General features: G+C 41.6%; 18 protein-coding genes. 16 read left to right on the forward strand and 2 right to left on the reverse strand.

What is annotated here, in order from left to right; all coding sequences use genetic code 11:
• Nucleotides 1-3 precede the first annotated feature (3 nt).
• From I585_RS21720 to I585_RS21775, 12 genes are all read left to right on the forward strand, one after another.
• Nucleotides 4-1,305 carry a pyrimidine-nucleoside phosphorylase gene (locus I585_RS21720; RefSeq protein WP_010741210.1) on the forward strand — a complete coding sequence of 434 codons (1,302 nt, stop codon included), beginning with the start codon at nt 4-6 and terminating at the stop codon, nt 1,303-1,305.
• 63 nt (nt 1,306-1,368) lie between these two features.
• A complete protein-coding gene (deoC, locus tag I585_RS21725) occupies nt 1,369-2,031 on the forward strand; it encodes a deoxyribose-phosphate aldolase (protein ID WP_010741209.1) in 663 nt (220 codons plus the stop codon).
• Between the two features lie 51 nt (nt 2,032-2,082).
• Complete coding sequence (locus I585_RS21730; protein ID WP_010741208.1) at nt 2,083-2,475, forward strand: cytidine deaminase; 393 nt, start codon at nt 2,083-2,085, stop codon at nt 2,473-2,475.
• A 59-nt stretch (nt 2,476-2,534) separates the two neighbouring features.
• Nucleotides 2,535-3,632, forward strand: a complete 1,098-nt coding sequence (locus tag I585_RS21735; protein ID WP_010741207.1) for a BMP family lipoprotein — start codon at nt 2,535-2,537, stop codon at nt 3,630-3,632.
• A 195-nt stretch (nt 3,633-3,827) separates the two neighbouring features.
• The gene (locus I585_RS21740) at nt 3,828-5,363 is read left to right on the forward strand and encodes an ABC transporter ATP-binding protein (protein ID WP_371198722.1); all 1,536 of its coding nucleotides are present in this window, start codon (nt 3,828-3,830) and stop codon (nt 5,361-5,363) included.
• Entirely contained in the window at nt 5,356-6,486 is a 1,131-nt protein-coding gene (locus tag I585_RS21745) for an ABC transporter permease (RefSeq protein ID WP_010741205.1), read from the forward strand. Before I585_RS21740 ends, I585_RS21745 begins: the two co-directional genes overlap by 8 nt.
• Entirely contained in the window at nt 6,486-7,439 is a 954-nt protein-coding gene (locus I585_RS21750) for an ABC transporter permease (protein WP_010741204.1), read from the forward strand. Before I585_RS21745 ends, I585_RS21750 begins: the two co-directional genes overlap by 1 nt.
• A gap of 575 nt (nt 7,440-8,014) precedes the next feature.
• Nucleotides 8,015-9,187, forward strand: a complete 1,173-nt coding sequence (deoB, locus tag I585_RS21755) for a phosphopentomutase (protein WP_010741203.1) — start codon at nt 8,015-8,017, stop codon at nt 9,185-9,187.
• 41 nt (nt 9,188-9,228) lie between these two features.
• Nucleotides 9,229-10,047 carry a purine-nucleoside phosphorylase gene (locus I585_RS21760; RefSeq protein ID WP_010741202.1) on the forward strand — a complete coding sequence of 273 codons (819 nt, stop codon included), beginning with the start codon at nt 9,229-9,231 and terminating at the stop codon, nt 10,045-10,047.
• A gap of 40 nt (nt 10,048-10,087) precedes the next feature.
• The gene (gene deoD, locus I585_RS21765) at nt 10,088-10,795 is read left to right on the forward strand and encodes a purine-nucleoside phosphorylase (RefSeq protein WP_010741201.1); all 708 of its coding nucleotides are present in this window, start codon (nt 10,088-10,090) and stop codon (nt 10,793-10,795) included.
• Between the two features lie 147 nt (nt 10,796-10,942).
• Entirely contained in the window at nt 10,943-11,683 is a 741-nt protein-coding gene (locus I585_RS21770) for an alpha/beta fold hydrolase (RefSeq protein WP_010741200.1), read from the forward strand.
• 119 nt (nt 11,684-11,802) lie between these two features.
• Nucleotides 11,803-12,990, forward strand: a complete 1,188-nt coding sequence (locus I585_RS21775; RefSeq protein WP_010741199.1) for an iron-containing alcohol dehydrogenase — start codon at nt 11,803-11,805, stop codon at nt 12,988-12,990.
• Nucleotides 12,991-13,004: 14 nt separating this feature from the next.
• On the opposite strand, the gene I585_RS21780 is transcribed toward I585_RS21775, so the two are convergent.
• Entirely contained in the window at nt 13,005-14,015 is a 1,011-nt protein-coding gene (locus I585_RS21780; RefSeq protein WP_010741198.1) for an acyltransferase family protein, read from the reverse strand.
• Nucleotides 14,016-14,275: 260 nt separating this feature from the next.
• On the opposite strand from I585_RS21780, the gene I585_RS21785 reads away from it, so the two are divergent.
• From I585_RS21785 to I585_RS21800, 4 genes are all read left to right on the forward strand, one after another.
• Nucleotides 14,276-15,148, forward strand: coding sequence for an alpha/beta hydrolase fold domain-containing protein (locus I585_RS21785; protein WP_010741197.1), 873 nt, complete (start codon nt 14,276-14,278; stop codon nt 15,146-15,148).
• A gap of 113 nt (nt 15,149-15,261) precedes the next feature.
• The gene (locus tag I585_RS21790) at nt 15,262-15,876 is read left to right on the forward strand and encodes a TVP38/TMEM64 family protein (protein ID WP_010741196.1); all 615 of its coding nucleotides are present in this window, start codon (nt 15,262-15,264) and stop codon (nt 15,874-15,876) included.
• A gap of 100 nt (nt 15,877-15,976) precedes the next feature.
• On the forward strand, nt 15,977-16,930 hold the full coding sequence (locus tag I585_RS21795) for a Gfo/Idh/MocA family protein (RefSeq protein WP_010741195.1): 954 nt from the start codon (nt 15,977-15,979) through the stop codon (nt 16,928-16,930).
• A 313-nt stretch (nt 16,931-17,243) separates the two neighbouring features.
• Nucleotides 17,244-17,720, forward strand: coding sequence for a helix-turn-helix domain-containing protein (locus tag I585_RS21800; protein WP_010741194.1), 477 nt, complete (start codon nt 17,244-17,246; stop codon nt 17,718-17,720).
• A gap of 726 nt (nt 17,721-18,446) precedes the next feature.
• Here I585_RS21800 and I585_RS21805 read toward each other — a convergent pair.
• Nucleotides 18,447-19,955, reverse strand: a complete 1,509-nt coding sequence (locus I585_RS21805; protein ID WP_010741193.1) for a helix-turn-helix domain-containing protein — start codon at nt 19,953-19,955, stop codon at nt 18,447-18,449.
• Between the last annotated feature and the right edge of the window lie 61 nt (nt 19,956-20,016).

The raw sequence follows: 20,016 nt of genomic DNA on the forward strand, positions 1-20,016 counted from the left end.
CCTATGAGAATGGTAGATTTGATAGAGAAAAAAAGAGATGGAAAAACCCTATCAAAAGAAGAAATTGATTTTATTATTGAAGGCTACACAGCCAACAGTATTCCGGATTATCAAATGAGTGCATTGTTGATGGCAATTTTTTATCAGGACATGACAGATGAAGAGATTTCTCACTTAACTTTGGCAATGGCAAATTCAGGAGACATCATTGATTTATCTTCCATTGATGGAATCAAGGTGGACAAACATTCAACTGGTGGTGTCGGCGATACGACGACTTTGGTTTTAGCGCCCCTTGTTGCGAGTGTGGGTGTACCTGTAGCAAAAATGTCTGGACGTGGACTTGGATTTACTGGCGGTACCTTAGATAAATTTGAATCGATCCCCGGCTTTAAAATTGAATTATCTGATCAAGAATTCATTGATATCGTGAACAAGAGCAAAGTCGCTGTGATTGGACAATCAGGAAATCTGGCTCCAGCAGATAAGAAGCTTTACGCGTTACGAGATGTGACAGCGACGGTGGATTCGATTCCATTGATTGCTAGTTCAATCATGAGTAAAAAAATTGCGGCTGGTGCAGATGCGATCGTACTTGATGTTACAACTGGCGATGGTGCCTTTATGAAGGACATTGAGGACGCAAAACGTTTAGCCAAAACAATGGTACGCATCGGAAAACTTGCAGGCCGTCAAACGATGGCCGTCATTTCGGATATGTCTGAGCCGTTAGGCGAAGCGATCGGGAACAGCTTAGAAATCGTTGAAGCGATTGATACGTTAAAAGGCAATGGGCCAGCGGATCTAACTGAAATGTGCTATGTGCTGGGTAGTCAAATGGTGGTATTGGCTGGAAAAGCTGACGCATTAGACGATGCTAGAGCAATGCTGGAAGAAGCACTGCATTCAGGAAAAGCATTAGAAAAATTCCGTGAGATGGTCAAAGACCAAGGCGGCGATCCTGCTGTGATCGATCAAACGGATAAAATCTTGACTGCTAAATATGAAATCGAGCTACCAGCGAAAGCCTCTGGGCATGTAACAAAACTAGTTGCTAATGAAATCGGCATTGCGGCAATGCTGCTGGGCGCGGGTCGTAAAACGAAGGATGATGATATCGATCATGCGGTCGGCATCAAGCTCCACAAGAAAATCGGGGATGAAGTAACGGAAGGCGAGTCATTACTAACGATTTATGCGAATTCTAACGAAATTGATGAGGTAAAGGACTTACTTTATCAAAATATTTCGATTGGTGACAGACCAGAAGAGCCTATTTTGATCCACGATGTTATTACAGAATAAGTAATTAAAACTTTTTTATAACAAGAAAGAATATATTATAATAGAAGAAATGGGGAATAAAGAATGGAAATCAATCGAATGATTGACCACACAATTTTAAAAGCAGATGCGAAATTAGCAGACGTGATGAAAATTATTGAGGAAGCGAAAAAATATCGTTTCTACTCGGTTTGCCTAAACCCTACTTGGGTGGCGTTGGCAGCAAAAGAATTACAAGGCGAGCCTGTGGCAGTGTGTACCGTTATCGGTTTCCCGCTTGGGGCAAATACAACTGAAACGAAAGCTTTTGAAGCAGCGAACGCGATTCAAAATGGTGCGGATGAAGTCGATATGGTCATCAATATCGGTGAACTAAAAGATGGCAATAACGAAAAAGTTCAAAAAGATATCGAAGCAGTTGTAGCAGCTGCGAAAGACAAAGCGTTAGTTAAAGTTATCATCGAAACATCGCTATTAACAAATGAAGAAAAAATCAAAGCCTGTGAACTTGCGAAAGCAGCCGGTGCAGATTTTGTTAAAACTTCAACTGGTTTTTCAACTGGCGGAGCTACTGTTGATGACGTACGCTTGATGCGTCAAACAGTCGGACCTGAAATGGGCGTTAAAGCTTCCGGCGGTATTCACAACGCGAAAGAAGCTGAAGCAATGATCGAAGCAGGAGCCACTCGTTTAGGTGCCAGCTCAGGTGTTGCTATTATGAACGGACTTTCCGGAACAGGCTATTAAACTGATCTGTCAAAAAAATGACAAGTTAGCATGAAGCAGGAGGCGCTTTAATTGAATAAACAAGAATGGATCGATATCGCAGTCGAAGCGCTCGACAAAGCGTATGTCCCATATTCAAACTTTCCCGTAGGCGCGTGTCTCGTGACAAAAGAAGGAAAAACTTATCAAGGCATCAATATTGAAAATGCTTCTTACGGCTTGACGAATTGTGCGGAACGCACAGCCTTTTTCAAAGCTGTTTCAGAAGGCGAAAGAGACTTTAAACATTTAGTAATCGCCGGTCATACACCCGAACCAATTTCTCCATGCGGCGCCTGCCGCCAAGTCATGGCAGAATTTTGCGACCCAGCGATGCCAGTAACCTTAGTCGGTGACAACGGTGTAGTCAAAGAGATGACCGTTGAAGGATTACTGCCATATACATTCACTGATAAAGATTTATAAACCATGTTCATTCAGTCGCAGGACTGTTGAAAAAAACATATTTAGGGGGCTTTACAGAAATGAAAAAAGCAAAATTATTTGGCCTAGGTACCGTGGCAATGGCAGCATTGCTAGCATTAGGAGCTTGCGGCGGAGGCGGCGGTTCAACTGATTCTTCAGGTGGCGCGGCTAAAGAAGATTCAAAACACAGCGTTGCAATCGTAACAGACATTGGTGGCGTGGATGACCGTTCATTTAACCAATCAGCTTGGGAAGGTCTTCAAGCTTGGGGTAAAAAACACGACATCAAAAAAGGCAATGGCGGATACAACTATATCCAATCAAACGATGCTTCTGAATATGAACAAAATATCTCACAAGCTGTTACTAACGGATTTAAGACAGTCTTCGGGATTGGTTACTTATTAGCTGACCCAATCTCAGCAGCAGCTGATCAAAATGCAGACACAAACTTCGTAATCATCGATTCAGTTATTGACGGTAAAAAGAATGTCGCTTCAGCAACATTTAAAGACCAAGAAGCAGCTTACCTAGCAGGTGTAGCAGCAGCTGAAACAACTAAATCTAACAAATTAGGTTTCGTTGGTGGTGAAGAAGGTGCCGTAATCGACCGTTTCCAAGCTGGTTTTGAAAAAGGCGTAGCAGATACTGCTAAAAAATTAGACAAAGACATTTCTGTAGATGTACAATATGCGGCTTCATTTGGTGATCCAGCCAAAGGTAAAGCGCTAGCTGCCAACATGTACAATGGTGGAATCGACATTATCTATCATGCTTCAGGCGGTACTGGTCAAGGGGTCTTCTCAGAAGCTAAAGCTCGTAACGAAAAAGCGGATGAAGCAGACAAAGTTTGGGTTATCGGTGTAGATAGCGACCAACAAAAAGAAGGTAAATACAAATCTAAAGACGGTAAAGACAGCAACTTCTGTTTAACTTCAACACTTAAAGGTGTAGGCGCAGCGGTTCAAGATATCTCTACTCGTGCATTAGAAGATAAATTCCCTGGTGGCGAACACTTATCTTACGGTTTGAAAGACGGCGGTGTTTCTCTAACTGACGGATTCCTTTCTGACGATGCAAAAGCAGCTGTTAAAGAAGCGAAAACACAAGTTTCTGACGGAGACATCAAAGTTCCAGAAACTCCTGAGAAAAAATAATTCAGGTGACCATAGCCTCTAAGGTGAGAGGCTATGGTCCTCTTTTAAAAAAAGGAGCTTTCTTTTTTTAGACAAGTCGCAGCCAGTGCTCGATTTGCCTAAGGGAAGAACGCCCTTAGCGTTGCAGTGTTTTGTCAGGTTTATAAAGCGATAGGATGTGAAAAGAAAGTGGCAGAAGAACAAAATGTCATTGAGATGCGCAATATCACCAAGCAATTTGGTACGTTTAAAGCGAATGACAACATCAATTTACAAGTTCGAAAAGGTGAGATTCATGCCCTTTTGGGAGAAAATGGTGCCGGTAAATCGACACTGATGAATGTTTTGTCAGGTTTATTGCAGCCAACGTCTGGTGAGATTTTGATGGACGGTCAAAAGGTTGATATCTCAAGTCCAACTAGAGCCAATCAATTAGGAATCGGAATGGTCCATCAGCATTTCATGTTAGTTGATGCCTTTACCGTTACAGAAAACATTATTTTAGGTAGTGAACCAAAGAAAAGCGGCATGCTGGATCAAAAGAAAGCGAAAGCCGAAATCGAGCGTTTATCACAAGAGTACGGACTAAAAGTTGATCCGGATGCCTATATTCGGGATATCTCAGTAGGAATGCAGCAACGGGTAGAAATTCTAAAAACGTTGTACCGTGGTGCGAATGTACTGATTTTTGATGAACCGACTGCCGTATTAACCCCGCAGGAAATCGACGAATTGATCATGATCATGGAAGGGTTGATCAACGAGGGTAAATCAATTATCCTGATCACTCATAAATTAGACGAGATCAAAAAAGTTGCGGATCGTTGTTCCGTTATTCGACGCGGACAATATATTGGGACAGTTGATGTGAAAGATGTCAGCTCTCAACAATTAGCCGATATGATGGTTGGACGTTCTGTTTCATTTAAAACAGATAAAATACCAGCAACGCCAGGTGAAGTCGTTCTATCAATCAAAGATCTAGTTGTAAAAGAAAGCCGCGGCTTAGAAGCTGTTAAGAGTTTAACACTGGATGTTCATCGTGGTGAAGTAGTCGGAATTGCCGGCATTGACGGAAACGGTCAGTCGGAATTGATCCAAGCCTTGACGGGATTACGCAAGGTCGAAAGCGGAACAGTAACGATTAACGGCAAGGATGTGACGGGCCATGCGCCGCGTCAAATCACAGAATCCGGTGTCGGACATGTACCGGAGGATCGCCATAAATATGGATTGATTCTACCATTGCCTTTATCAGAAAATATTGCTTTACAGTCTTATTATCATGCGCCGTTTAGCAAGAACGGAATCTTGAATTATGGTGAGATTGATCGCTATGCGAAACGTTTGATCGAAGAATACGATGTGCGGACGACTAGTGAAAAAGCGCCGGCCGCTTCACTTTCAGGTGGTAACCAGCAAAAAGCGATTATCGCACGAGAAGTTGATCGTGATCCAGATCTATTAATTGTTTCACAACCGACACGCGGACTCGATGTAGGAGCGATTGAATACATTCATAAGCGTTTAGTCGAACAGCGTGACAAACAAAAAGGTGTGCTGCTAGTAAGTTTTGAGTTAGATGAAATTTTGAATGTCTCTGATCGTATCGCGGTTATTCACGCGGGCGAGATCGTTGGGATCGTGGATCCGAAAGAAACTTCTGAAAATGAGCTTGGGCTATTGATGGCCGGCTATAGTTTAGAAGAGGCACGGGCAGAATTAGCGAAGGCTGGTGAGACAAATGAATGATCGCTCAGAGAAAATTAGAAATATTTTAGTACCGGTTATTTCGGTTATTTTAGGATTTATTCTTGGTGCCGTTTTGATGCTCGTGTTTGGTTTTAATCCGATCGAAGGATATAACGCGATGTTCAGCTCGGCTTTCCAAAGCAAAATGTCTATCGGAGAAATTTTGGTTGGTGCAGGGCCATTGATCTTCACCGCACTAGGGTTCTCTGTTGCCAACTCGGCGGGCTTCTTTAACGTCGGGCTTTCGGGACAAGCACTCTGTGGTTGGGTAGCAAGTATCTGGGTTGCCTTAAGCATGCCGGATTCACCAAAATTCGTTGTTTTACCATTAGCAATTATTGCCGGAGCTTTGGCTGGAGCAGCAGCAGCTGCAATTCCAGGTTTATTGCGGGCCTTCTTTGGAACAAGTGAAGTTATCGTAACGATCATGATGAACTACGTGATCTTGTATGTAGCCAATCATATCGTGAACCATGTAATGTCGCCGGACATCATCTCAAACAAAGGGGTGACAAAAGGTGTCGGCTTGAATGCTTCCTTGAGAGAACCTTGGCTGACCAATTTATTCGGTGGTTCACGGGTCAATATGGGGATTATTTTAGCGATTGTGTTCTTAGTGATTGTTTGGTTCTTGATGAAACGGACAACTCTCGGATTTGAAATCCGTTCCGTTGGTTTGAATCCTTTTGCATCAGAATATGCAGGGATGAGCAGTAAGCGTACGATCGTCATCTCAATGATCATTTCAGGTACGTTGGCTGGACTTGGCGGTGTGGTTTACGGACTTGGAACATTTATGAACTACTTCGTTCAAGGTTCCTCAGTCAGCATCGGGTTTGACGGGATGGCGGTTTCGCTGCTAGGAAACGGCAGCTCGGTCGGAATCTTATTGTCAGCACTGTTGTTCAGTATTTTAAAACTTGGCGGACAAGGAATGCAGTTCTCAGGAATTCCTAGTGAGTTAGCCAATAGTGTTATTCCACTGATTATCTTCTTCGTAGCGATCAACTATATCGTACGGGTCGGACTTGCGAAAGTTATGGGCGGCAAAAAAGAGATCGCGAAGGTTCAAGAAGTGGAAAGTGCTCCGAACGATGAATCTGAAAAAGGGGGCAAAGTCTAATGAATATGGATTTATTAGCTTCAATTATTGCTCAGACACTCGTGTATTCAGCACCATTGATATTAACCGCTCTTGGCGGGGTCTTTTCTGAACGCAGCGGGATTGTTAACGTTGGTTTAGAAGGAATCATGGTCGCCGGTGCCTTCAGTTCGGTTGTTTTCAATTTGGCTTTTGCTCATCAGTTTGGAGCAATGACTCCATGGCTGGGTGTTTTAGTCGGCGGTTTAGCAGGGATGGCTTTTTCACTATTGCATGCAGTAGCGACGGTCAATTTCCGTGCAGACCATATTATTAGTGGTACTGTAATGAACTTGTTGGCTCCTCCGTTGGCGATTTTTTTGATCAAAGTTATTTACGGAAAAGGTCAAACAGATACGATCCAACAACAATTTGGGTATTTTGATTTTCCAGGACTTAGCAAGATTCCAGTATTAGGCGAGCTGTTCTTCAAAAACACTAGTTTACCAGCGTACTTCGCGATTTTAGTCGCTGTGATTTCTTGGTTTGTTCTTTTCAAAACACGTTTTGGTTTACGTTTGCGTTCTGTGGGTGAAAATCCACAAGCGGCAGATACGTTAGGGATCAATGTTTACGCGTTGCGTTACTCAGGTGTTTTACTTTCCGGCTTCTTAGGCGGAATGGGTGGTGCGGTATTCGCGCAATCAATCGCTGGACGTTTTGCAGCAACAACCATTGCTGGACAAGGATTTATCTCATTAGCGGCCATGATCTTCGGTAAATGGAATCCGCTAGGTGCGATGGGAGCCGCGATCTTCTTCGGCTTCGCTCAAAACTTGAGTATCGCAGGTTCAAATCTGCCGATCATCTCACAAATTCCAGATGTGTATCTACAATCAGCACCATACGTATTGACTATCGTCGTACTGGTTCTCTTCTTAGGAAAATCAGCAGCGCCAAAAGCCGATGGTGTCAACTACATCAAATCAAAATAATTCTTTTGTTTTTAAAGGGTGGGGCTATGGGACAATGTTCTTAGTCACGCTCTTTTTTGCCAGTTTTTCTTTATGCTTTAGCATAATTAGAAAAATGGTATGCGTACGAAGATAAAGCTTTTTTCGGTCTTTGAAAAAAGCTCCTAATATATTGAGTTAGCTGCCAGTCCAACTTTTCGCAATGCTCAAAGTCAGACTGGCAAAAAATAAAATCTTTAAACCTTATAGAAATACGCGAGGTTTAGTTGGATGGTATGCGTAATGAGGATTAGACTAACTTTTTTGCTTTTGAAAAAGTTAATTCATTAATACGAATTAGCTGCGAATCGATTGTTCAAACTCATTATGGTAGCGTAATCGTATGCATACAAAAGATGATTTTGATTAAACGGGGTTAGCATTGAGCTCCCCCAATAAGTTAATTTTGGCATAATGGCTTTCAGTTTACGGAACACTAAGAACCCAATATACTGGAGCTGAGTTGATGATTTTTGCAAGACAGTCAGTTTGTTAAATATGTAAGTGGGATTCGTCTTACTTATTTTGATATAAATAAATAGAAAGAGGGAATAGAAATGTTTAAGCGCATTCACTTAGTCGTAATGGATTCAGTTGGTATCGGAGAAGCACCAGATGCTGATAAATTTGGAGATGTTGGTTCAGATACGTTAGGACACATTGCTGAAAAAGCTGGATTGAATATTCCGCATTTGGAACAGCTTGGTCTTGGATCAATTCGTCCGTTAAAAGGTGTTAAGGACGTAGCGGATCATGATGGCTATGCCACAAAATTAGAAGAAGTTTCTGTTGGTAAGGATACAATGACTGGTCATTGGGAAATTGCTGGATTGAATATCCAAACACCTTTCCGTGTTTTCCCAGAAGGATTTCCGCAAGATTTGCTAGACCAAATCTCAGAATTTTCTGGCCGCGGTATTATCATGGGTGCTAATAAACCATATAGTGGGACGGAAGTCATCAAAGATTTCGGCGAAGAACAAATGAAAACCGGCGATTTGATCATCTACACTTCTGCTGACCCTGTATTGCAGATCGCAGCACATGAAGAGATCATTCCGTTAGAAGAACTTTATAAGATTTGTCAGTATGTTCGTGATATTACCAAAGATGATCCTTACATGATCGGCCGAATCATTGCTCGTCCTTATCTTGGGGAACCAGGCAACTTTACTCGTACAAGTAATCGCCACGACTATGCCCTTGATCCATTTGGCAAAACAGTCTTGGATTCATTGAAAGACAATGGGAAAGATGTAATTGCAGTTGGCAAGATCAACGACATTTTCAACGGACAAGGAATTACAGATGCTGTTCGCACGAAGAGCAACATGGATGGCGTTGATAAATTATTAGATGTGATGAAGAATGATTTCACTGGTTTGAGCTTCACGAACTTAGTTGATTTTGATGCATTGTTTGGACATCGTCGTGATGTTGTCGGCTATGCGCATGCGATCGAAGAGTTTGATTTACGAATTCCTGAGATTTTGGCTGCGATGCAAGACGATGATCTATTGATGATCACTGCCGATCATGGAAACGATCCAACCTTTACCGGAACAGATCATACTCGTGAGTATGTACCATTCTTGGTTTACAGCAAAAAAATGACTGAACAAGGTAAATTACCGCAGGGCTACTATTCAGATATTTCTGCAACGATTGCGGAAAACTTTGATGTACCAGCAACGGAAAATGGCGAAAGTTTCTTAAAGCTTTTGAAGTAAGAAAAAAGTAAATACTCAAAAATACAAAATAGGAGGATTTTATGACAGACTTACAAGACAAAATTCAGCAAACAGCTAGTTACATCCAAGACAAAGGGGTGGCGGATGTCGCTTTTGGATTGATTTTAGGATCAGGCCTAGGCGAACTAGCTGAAGAAATCGAAAACCCTGTAGTGATCCCGTACAATGAGATTCCTCATTTCCCCGTATCAACAGTGGTTGGGCATGCTGGACAATTAGTTTATGGAAGCCTAGCTGGAAAAAAAGTATTAGCGATGCAAGGACGCTTCCATTATTATGAAGGGAATACAATGGAAACTGTAACCTATCCTGTTCGTGTAATGGCTGCCTTGGGTATTCATTCAGTTGTTGTAACGAATGCGGCTGGCGGCGTAAACGAAGGCTTCCAACCAGGAAACTTGATGTTGATCACGGACCATATCAATTTCATGGGAACCAATCCATTGATTGGACCAAATGATGAAAATATGGGTCCGCGCTTCCCAGATATGAGTGCGGCTTATACGAAAGAATATCAAGAGAAAGCACGAGAAGTTGCGAATAAATTAGCGATTGGCTTACAAGAAGGCGTGTATCTTGGCATGACTGGTCCGACTTATGAAACACCTGCGGAAATTCGGATGGCACGGACGATCGGTGCGGATGCTGTTGGTATGTCGACAGTACCGGAAGTTATCGTGGCGGAGCACAGTGGGCTAAAAGTTTTAGGGATATCTTGTATTACCAACTTAGCGGCTGGGATGCAAGCCAACTTGAATCACGCTGAAGTGGTGGAAACGACTGAACGTGTCAAAGAAGACTTCAAGAAACTGATCAAGGAAACATTAGCGGTGTTATAATCATCTAGTAAGTATTTTAATAGGAATAAGGAGGAATACAATGAGCGTTCATATTGAAGCGAAACAAGGGGAGATCGCAGATAAGATTTTGTTACCGGGAGATCCATTACGGGCAAAATTTATCGCGGAGAACTTTTTAGAAGATGCGAAATGCTACAACAATGTCCGAGGAATGTTGGGATACACCGGAACTTATAAAGGTGAGCGTGTTTCAGTACAGGGAACAGGGATGGGGATGCCATCTGCTGGGATCTATGCCCAAGAATTGATCCAATCCTACGGCGTGAAAAAATTGGTTCGTGTGGGAACGTGCGGAGCGTTGTCGAAGGATGTCCATGTACGTGACCTGATCATCGCTCAAGGTGCAGTGACTAGCTCATCGATGGTGAAAAAACATTTCCCTGATTTCCATTTTGCACCGATCGCTGATTTTGATTTGATGATGAAAGCTTATGCAGTTGCGAAAGAAAAAGGCTTTACGACTCATGTTGGAAATGTGCTGTCAGAAGATACTTTCTATAAAGATGATCTAGCACCAACCTTCAAATTAGCTGAATATGGTGTGATGGGCGTTGAGATGGAAGCGGCGATTTTGTATTATTTAGGCGCAAAATTCAATGTTCAAACATTAGGCATTATGACGGTCAGCGACCACATGATCACTGGAGAAGAAACGACTTCAGAAGAACGTCAAAACACATTCAAAGACATGATGTATGTCGGCTTAGAAACAATTATTGCAAAATAGATCTTTTTGGAAACCGTCCTTCAATTATGAGGGGCGGTTTTTTGCGAGGAATTTAAAGTAAAAAATGCGTCAGTAAGGTGCGAGTCAGATGTATTCAGGGATTGTTCGGTATAATAGGGACAAATAGTTAACTACGGGAGGTCAAAAATGAAAGTTGTTGTACGCAAGCGCACGGTGGGCAATATTCCTTTGTTGGAAGTTGTTGCAGAGGATAAAGTGTATGAGCCGCTGCCGTTGATCATTTATTATCATGGCTGGCAAACAGCCAAGGAATTAGTGTTGACGCAAGGACGAAAGCTGGCGGCGAAAAATTTCCGAGTGTTGCTGCCGGATGCGGCCAATCATGGTGAACGTAAGACGAAAACGTCAGAGATTCCATCGCTGACTTTTTGGGATAGTATCCAAACGAATTTATACGAGTTTGGCTATCTAGTCGACTATTTCGAGAATCTTGGCTTGGTGATGGGAAAAGTCGGTGTCGGAGGTATCTCAATGGGTGGGATCACGACCTGTATGCTATTGACGCAGCACCCTGAAATCAATGTGGCAGCTTGCGTGATGGGATCGCCTGCACCGATCAAATATCGTGAACGGATCAGTCTGCATGCTGGTGAATTAGGTTTTTATTTGCCAAAGGATTATCGACAGCTAACTTCTTGGTTAGAAGCGTATGATTTATCATTGGCACCGGAAAAAATAGCGGGCCGTCCATTATTCTTTTGGCATGGAACGGAGGATGAAAAAGTCCCTTATCAGCATACGGCTGAGTTTATTGAGGCGAATCCGCAAAACAATATCACTTTTGTGAGTGCGGCTGAACGGCACTTTGTTCAAATTGCTACGATGGATCAAATTACAGACTTCTTTGCGGATAACTTAGGCGGCTAATTCATTTTCTAGTCTATTAAAATAGAGAGGAAAACGGATGTTTTGAGGAAAGTTAGTTTCATTCTGGAAGGCTTTGGCTTAGAATAAATGGATACAGGCAAACAGGGAGGAAATAATTGATGGAAAATTTTGATTTTCACGTAACAACGGATATTCGTTTTGGTAAAGATCGTTTAGCCGAATTGCCAGAGGTGTTGAACCAATTTGGCAAAAAGGTATTGATCGTTTACGGCGGCGGAAGTATCAAGAAAATCGGTTTATACGATAAAGTGATGGAACAGCTGAAAGCAAATGGCAACGACGTTTTTGAGTTGGCCGGCGTAGAACCAAATCCGCGGATTGAAACGGTTCGTCGCGGTGCGGAAATTTGCCGCAAAGAAAATATCGATGTGATTCTAGCTGTCGGTGGCGGTTCAACGATTGACTGTGCGAAGGTCGTAGCAGCTGCGACGAAATTTGATGGCGATGCTTGGGATCTAGTTTTACAACGTCGGAAATATCAAGGCGGCGCGTTACCACTAGTGACGATCTTGACCTTGGCAGCAACCGGCAGTGAAATGAACAGCGGGGCCGTGATCTCTAATCTTTCTACGCACCAAAAATTGGGAACCGGCAGCAAAGTGATGTTACCGAAAGTTTCTTTCTTAGATCCGCAAAATACGTTTAGTGTGAACAAATATCAAACAGCGGCAGGTTCTGCGGACATCATGAGTCATTTGATTGAAAATTACTTCAAACGGACAGAAGGAACGGACGTACAAGATTCTGTTTCGGAAGGCTTGATGCGTTCAGTCATCAAAAATTGTCCGATCGCGTTGAAATACCCAGATGATTACGATGCTCGTGCCAACTTGATGTGGGCAAGTACTTTAGCGTTAAACGGATTGACTGGTAACGGCAAACCGGGCGCATGGTCTTGTCATCCGATGGAACATGAGTTAAGTGCCTTTTATGATATTACGCATGGTGTTGGTTTAGCGATTTTAACACCGCGTTGGATGGAATATTCCTTGAACGATGACACCGTTGATAAGTTTGCTAGCTTCGCTTGGAATGTTTGGAACGTAGAGGAAAAAGTTCCGATGCTGGCAGCGCGGATCGGAATTCAAAAATTGTATGACTACTTCAAGACCTGCGGAATTCCAATGACCTTGCCAGAAGTTGGTATCAATGAAGAAAAATTTGAAGAAATGGCGAAACAAGCCGTGGATCACAGCACGATAAAAACGGATGCGTTTGTTCCGTTGGATGAAGCGGCTGTTAAAGAAATTTATACAGCTTGTTTGACAGAAAGCAGTTTTGAATAAAAGAAAACGGCGGCTCACGAGGAGTCGCCGTTTTTATTTGGCATAATAAAATGCAGTATGCGCGCAATCGTCTTTTGCAGCGTCGTCGTCACTTTTGGTCGAGACAATAAATACAGGATCAATAATGTTCCGGCTACTAATAAAATTAAATGGAGCAGCGGATCTTTTACATATTGAGTAAACTCCACCAAGGGCGAGACCAAGTAGACATGCAGTAGGTAGATCGCCAACGTTTTTTGTCCCCATGATGTAAAGAAATGCGGCTTTGGTGCTGCTAAGCTCAAAAAGACGAAAACAAAGGCAAATCCTACTAGATACAGAAGGACGTTGTTTAAGACATTTTGGTAAAGCGGTAATTTGAATAGCAGGAACGAGCGATCACGCCATAGAATTTCGGGCGGAAGAGCAGTTTGTACCCAAAAATAGGCGACTCCTAATCCAGCTAAAATAATTCCGAAGCTGATGAATTTGCGCCAGCGCAAACGATGGATTTTTTCTAACATGGAACGATCCATGAAATAGCCTGCTAGGAAATAGGGCAGAAAGCCTAAGGTCCTTGCCATTGCCATGTAGGTACCAAATTCGGTTAGAAAACCGGAGAAAATACCAACAATAAAACTTAAAATTAAGATTCGCCGAACTTTTACGAGGTCTGGTAGCAATAAGCGCCAGATGAACATACAATATAAATACCATAGAGTCCAGCCTGGACTTAAGATCATGAATTCATTGATTTTACCGATCGCCAACATGATCAGCGATAAAATCATATTTAATAGCAGATAGGGCACAAGGAAAGTTTCCACAGCTGTGGATCGGCCTTTTGCTAAATTTTTCGAGAAATAACCAGAGATAAAAATAAAGACTGGCATATGGAATAGGTAGATGAAGACATATAAAAATTCACCGACCTTATTATCTAAACGAAAATATTCTAATGCGTGTCCCAAGACCACGAGTAAAATCAAGATGCCGCGAATGTTATCGTAAAGGTATTCGCGATTTGGTTTTGTGATTGTGGACACCTCCTTCAGATTCCGTTATGCTTAAGAAGCAGACGGCAATAGTTTACCTTGTCTATTGTAGCACGAAAAGACGAGTTCTACGCGATTTTATGGGAATTCTTTGACGGGGTTCCGATCTGCTTTCCGCTATCTTAAGCGGTCAAAACTTGTAATGAAAAGAAGGATAGATTTCCTTCCAGAGCTGCTTAGCAGGATGACACACGGCATGAGAATCGAACTCATTTTTAGTGAATATAAATAGTAAGAATAAGGAGACCGCGATGCGCTATTCAGCAAAATTTGTAAAAAATGTTTTTAAAGTGATCAATATGAAAAAACTTGTAGGGGCGACGATGGTCGATCCGCCGAAGCGTCGTCGGTTGATCAGCCGACAGCTTTCGCAAACGGATATTCCGCAACGGATCTCAGAGGTTGATGGTCATCAATTGATCACTTTATTTCCGGGGCATCCAACGAGACGCCATGTGTTTTATTTACATGGAGGCGGCTATGCTTTAGAAGCGTCGCCGTTTCATAAGGAGATTCAAGAGCGTTTTGTTAAGCGATATAACTTAAAAGTGAGTTATTTTGATTATCCTTTAGCGCCCGAAAATACGGCGGAAAAAACCGTTCCGCTGACAGAAAAGGCGTTTCGACAATTGACACATTTGTATCCGGATGACTGCTTTTTCTTATTTGGTGATTCAGCCGGCGGAGGATTGGCGATGAGCTTGGCTCAACATTTGCGCAATATCGATTTGCCGAAGCGGCCTAAAAAGATTGCTTTGGCGTCGCCTTGGTTAGATGCTTCTTTGAGCGATCCGCGTTCACAAGAATTGCAGGAAAAAGATGTATTATTAGAAAAAGACCTATTGGCGGAAGCTGGGGAGAATTATGCGGGCGAATTGCCTCTGACTGATCCAATGGTCTCGCCGATCTACGGCAATTTTGATCAACTAGGCGAATTATTTGTAGTGGCGGGTACGGATGAAATCTTATATCCGGATGTATTGCGGCTGCGAGATCGAATCACACGCAGTCAAGGGACTACGATGCAATTAGAAGTAGTGGATGGCATGATGCATGATTTTGTGGTTTATCCATTGAAAGAATCCCTGCCATATGTCGATCAAATCGGAGAGTTTTACCAATAGTCAGCTTTGCACTAAAGTAAGCGATGAAATAACTGCCGGAATTGTTTTTCGGCAGTTATTCGCCTCAATCCGTTATAATAGTAAAATAGCATCCACTTGATAGGAGGGGAAGGATGGAACCAAAAACGAATCACCGCGCGACATGGCAGCAAAAAGTCATTCAAGTTTTACCTGTCGTTGGTTTAGCCGCGTTTATTCTTATATTAATCTATATTCGGCGATCGGGGATGTTCAGTTCAGTCGCTGATTTGCAGCATTTTATCAAGAACTTTGGTAATTTTGCTATTGCAGCATTCATCGTTGTGCAAGCGATCCAGCCAATCATTCCTTTCTTGCCGGGTGGTTTTGCGACGATTGTCGGGATGCTGATGTTTGGTAACATTCCGGGCATTTTATATAGTTACATCGGATTGGTGATTGGGGAAGCGGGATTATTCTTATTAGTGCGACGCTTTGGTCCTAAGTTTGCCCGACTAGTCCTATCCGAGAAAAATTTTCAAAAATTTGAAACGGCCTTGCAAGATCATACGCAGGACATCAAAAAATTATTGATTGTTTGTTTCATTTTTCCATTCTTGCCAGATGATTTAACTTGTCTGGTTGCGGGGATGACGGATCTTTCTTTTCGTGAATATATGAAAATCATTTTGATTTTTAAAATTTGGTCTGTGGGATCATACGGCTACTTCTGTTTGTTCGTTTTGAACAAAACATTTGCGGGGCTCTAAGACTCTGATTCATTTCCGCTTTAGGAAATACATAGGAATAAAAAAAGGGGAGCTGCTTTTTCTGAAAAGGCAGTTCCTTACTACGAAAAGGAGAGAAAGTATGATTCGTTATGGTGTGTTAAGTACAGCGCAAGTAGTTCCGCGGTTTGTTGCGGGAGTGAAAGAAAGTCAGGATGGGATCGTTACGGCGATTGCTTCACGGGGAATTGAAAAGGCGCGAAAAATGGCGCAAGAATTAGCTATCCCAACGGCCTTTGGAAGCTATGAAGAATTGTGTCAGAGCGAAGAGGTCGATATTGTTTATGTAGCAGTCTATAACAAAGGACATTATGATGCCGCAAAATTGGCGTTGCTGAATAATAAACATGTCTTACTGGAGAAGCCATTCACCATGACTCTTAAACAGGCGGAAGAACTATTTGCGATAGCCAAAGAGCGCCAGCTGTTTTTGATGGAAGCACAAAAGGCACTTTTTCTACCCATCACCAATCAAATCCAAAAAGTTATTCAAGAGGGGAAAATCGGGGCTGTTCGTTGGTTAGACTCTGTGACGGCCTACCCAAACATTGATCATATTTCTTGGTTCCGTGATTTGAGTGCGGGCGGCGGTGTTTTTCGCGGTGCGGGAACGTATCCTTTAGAATACATGCAGCATTTATTGAACGCTTCACCTGGCGAGGCGAAAGGAACGCTGACTTTCCCTGAAGGTCAATCAGACGCGCAGGCGCAGATTACTTTGAATTTTCCAAACGGTGTGATCGGCACAATTTTCTTGACCGTTGATTTGGATTTGACGAAACGAATGATCATTTACGGTGACAAAGGAAAAATTATCGTTCCAGATTTTTGGAAGACGGACACGGCCGAGATTCAGTATAAAGATGGTCAAACGGAAACGTTGCGTGCGGTTCAAAATAGTGAATTTGTTTTTGAAGTAGACCACGTGAATGACTGCTTGAAGCAAAAACGTACAGAAAGTCCGATCGTAACGAAAGAGCTGACTTTAAAAACAGTCGCAATTACGGAATCAATCTATAAGAACTATCAAAAATGATTGTCAAAGGCTAAGCGGATGTGCTATAGTTTGTCTCATGCGACGAGTCGAGCGGATCTGAAACATTGATCCTTCGATACCAGAGGCACAACGACGCAAGTCACCTGTCGGATTTCAGGGTGTCGGAAAGAAGCTTAGTGGACGAAGAATCTTTCTATCAATTTTTTGGTACTGGGAAAACCCCTCTTAGAATTTATTCTAAGAGGGGTTTTTGCGTATCTGAGGGAACTGAAAAGAACCGTTGCTGTCCGTTTTACTTGGTTGTTCAAGCGAGTATTCCTGCTAGACTTATTGCTAAGGAGGTAGGAATAATATGAAAAAGCCGAAGGAACTGATGATTAGTGAAAATTTATCTTTTTTACGGAAACAGTATCACTATACCTTAGAAGAAGTGGCTGATAAATTGAGTGTTACCCGTCAAACGGCAGCGCAATGGGAGACGGGAGAAGCCCTTCCAGATGTAGTCACGATTGTATCATTAGCTGATTTTTACGATGTAACCGTTAATGACCTCATTCGTTTCGACGAGAAAAAGGCCGGCTCGAAGATTCCGCCAAAGGGGAAGCACATGTTTGGGATCGTAAAAATACAGGAACGGGGACAAGTCGTGATCCCAAAAGACGCGCGTACTATTTTCAAAATCAATAAAGGAGATAGTTTTGTATTGTTAGGGGATGAATCACCTGAATCATTTGGTCTGGCTTTGATTCCGGTCGAACTATTTTTAGGTTTTTCAGATGAATTATTGAAAAAATTGAGAAACGGAATGGGTGAAAAGGAGCAAAGCTGATCATTTATCAGGAAATAGGGGTAGTTTGAAGAGTAGTATTAGATTTTTCTCGAAAAAAATAAACTTGAATTTTAGTTCCTCTTAGAAAAATTTCTAGGAGGATTTTTTTGTTTCGCATACGACTCTGCTAATCTTGCTGAAGCAAGAAGCAGAGTCAACTTCATGCAATGGAAAAATTTGAAACAAATTTTTTAATTGTCGTTGACATACTATTCTGCTAAACAGCACGAGTCATATATTTTTATACCCGATAAATGAAGTTCAAACATTTAATCCTGCGAAAAGCAGAACTGGCAGCTAGTTCATATATATATGTATTCATTTTTCTAGAAACCAGAAAAATGAGTTAGATTTTCATTACGCATACCATTCTACTAATCTTGCTAAAGCAAGAAGTATAACTGGCAACTGACAGCTAACAGCTAATTCGTATATATGTATTCATTTTTCTAAAAACCAGAAAAATGAGTTAGATTTTCATTACGCATACCATTCTACTAATCTTGCTGAAGCAAGAAGCAGAACTCGCAAAAAAAGACGATCGAATATGTCGGTCGATCGTCTTTGGCAGTTAGTTTGATTTTGGAAAGAGAAACTAACCGAAGTTAGTATAGCATATTTATTTATTTTTGCTTTGTGTCAACTTGTTGGCTGTCTTTTTTTTCGCGAAATTTTTTCTCAAAATGGGTGAAAAGTCAGCTTTATGTTAAAAAAGTCAGCGCAACTTTAGTTCATTTGTGAAGCATTCTTTTTGTTTTTCATGATTTTACGAACCATCGTTTGGACATTTTTCAGGTCTTCATACTTGTCCTTGCATTCTAAAAAGAGGATCGGTATGTTTTGACTATTTTCGATCGGGAAGAACTTATTCGTACTGATGATCAAGTCCACTGAGCCATCGGCTAACAAAAAGCGATGAGGATCAACAAAGTTCAATTTAACTAAACCGCCGGTACTTCTAGTGAAGAATTTTTTGAGCCAGATAGAATTGAACTCACCCGTGGAGTCGTCGATAAAGACGGATAATTCATACTCTGTCATAAATTCATTGGCGATACTTAACGCAGCGTAAAGGAAGATCGTATAGTCCAGCTGCGAATAGATCAAACTGTTTCTAGGACTGATGTGTTCAAAGCTTTCCCGGAGATTTTCCTGAACGATCGCCATGTCTTCAGGGTAGAGATTGTAATGCTCACCGATTGGAACATAGTTATAGAAGCTTTTGAACAACAGTCGGGTGTGAATGACATAGAGTTCTTTTTCCAATTCAACGGAATCAAGCAAAAAGTGATTAAAGAGCCGTCCGATGTTTTGGAAAAAGAATTGATTGGCTTGGTAAATATTTGAATCAATCTCTTTATGGTATTTTTTCAGCTCCTGAAAGAAGCTGTTATTACGATAGAAGACCATTTTTGATTGCAGGAAAAGCAGCATAAAGAACAGTTCATCTTTGAAATTTGTATACGCTGAAACATTTTCTTCAGAAATAAAATGAAAATGCTGGACGAATTTATTTCCAATAAGGATCGACTCGACAGGCAGCTCATTGTTCTTGATCTTATGATCCGCCAAGTAACGAATCAAGGTGATATCAACTAAGTAATCATATTGCATCTTTGTGATGGGATCGATTTGATCCGAAAGTAAAAAGCTGAGCTTCTCAAAAATGAAATTTTTCTCTGTCGAATTTTCGATATTGAAAGGATGTCCATAACCACCGTAAAGCTGCCAAAAGAAGCTTAAAAAGAACATTCGAATCGTTGGTTCTAGTCCGGATAGGACAAGTTCGCCATTTTTTAGATGAAGATCAATGTTGGCTTCTTTGAGATAATCCCGGACTTCGTAAACATCTTTCTTTAACGTGGAATAGCTCAAGCTGTACTTATCCATCAATGAGTCCATTGTATTTTCTTTATTAAGCAATAACCCTTCAAGCAAGTCGATCTTGATCGAAATGTGATAGATGACTAGAGATAGCTCTTTATTTTCTGAGTAATTCGTTTGAAGAATTTGGTATTTTCGGTCTGATGTGTTGAGAGGTGAAGTTCCGATTTTTCCCTTAACTTCATCAGCTAGCGCGGCTAGGCGATCCAAGTATTTTAGTGTGGTTCGTTTTTCAAAGCCGATTTGTTCTGATATTTCATTGATATCGTGAAAACCAGGATTTTCTTTTAAATAAGTATAAATAGCAAAAAGTGCCTGACTTTCAAAATCTAGTAGTAGATCGATGTTCATAACTTAACACTCCCTCAAGTTCAACAGTATAGCCCGTAATTATTAAAGAAGGACTCAACAC

This window comes from Enterococcus malodoratus ATCC 43197, assembly GCF_000407185.1.
Classification (GTDB): Bacteria; Bacillota; Bacilli; order Lactobacillales; family Enterococcaceae; genus Enterococcus_A; species Enterococcus_A malodoratus.

Coding starts and splice junctions, on each gene's coding strand:
- I585_RS21720 (WP_010741210.1), top strand. CDS start 4: ATGAGAATGGTAGATTTGATAGAGAAAAAAAGAGATGGAAAAACCCTA.
- deoC (WP_010741209.1), top strand. CDS start 1,369: ATGGAAATCAATCGAATGATTGACCACACAATTTTAAAAGCAGATGCG.
- I585_RS21735 (WP_010741207.1), top strand. CDS start 2,535: ATGAAAAAAGCAAAATTATTTGGCCTAGGTACCGTGGCAATGGCAGCA.
- I585_RS21740 (WP_371198722.1), top strand. CDS start 3,828: ATGCGCAATATCACCAAGCAATTTGGTACGTTTAAAGCGAATGACAAC.
- I585_RS21745 (WP_010741205.1), top strand. CDS start 5,356: ATGAATGATCGCTCAGAGAAAATTAGAAATATTTTAGTACCGGTTATT.
- I585_RS21750 (WP_010741204.1), top strand. CDS start 6,486: ATGAATATGGATTTATTAGCTTCAATTATTGCTCAGACACTCGTGTAT.
- deoB (WP_010741203.1), top strand. CDS start 8,015: ATGTTTAAGCGCATTCACTTAGTCGTAATGGATTCAGTTGGTATCGGA.
- I585_RS21760 (WP_010741202.1), top strand. CDS start 9,229: ATGACAGACTTACAAGACAAAATTCAGCAAACAGCTAGTTACATCCAA.
- deoD (WP_010741201.1), top strand. CDS start 10,088: ATGAGCGTTCATATTGAAGCGAAACAAGGGGAGATCGCAGATAAGATT.
- I585_RS21770 (WP_010741200.1), top strand. CDS start 10,943: ATGAAAGTTGTTGTACGCAAGCGCACGGTGGGCAATATTCCTTTGTTG.
- I585_RS21775 (WP_010741199.1), top strand. CDS start 11,803: ATGGAAAATTTTGATTTTCACGTAACAACGGATATTCGTTTTGGTAAA.
- I585_RS21785 (WP_010741197.1), top strand. CDS start 14,276: ATGCGCTATTCAGCAAAATTTGTAAAAAATGTTTTTAAAGTGATCAAT.
- I585_RS21790 (WP_010741196.1), top strand. CDS start 15,262: ATGGAACCAAAAACGAATCACCGCGCGACATGGCAGCAAAAAGTCATT.
- I585_RS21795 (WP_010741195.1), top strand. CDS start 15,977: ATGATTCGTTATGGTGTGTTAAGTACAGCGCAAGTAGTTCCGCGGTTT.
- I585_RS21800 (WP_010741194.1), top strand. CDS start 17,244: ATGAAAAAGCCGAAGGAACTGATGATTAGTGAAAATTTATCTTTTTTA.
- I585_RS21805 (WP_010741193.1), bottom strand. CDS start 19,955: ATGAACATCGATCTACTACTAGATTTTGAAAGTCAGGCACTTTTTGCT.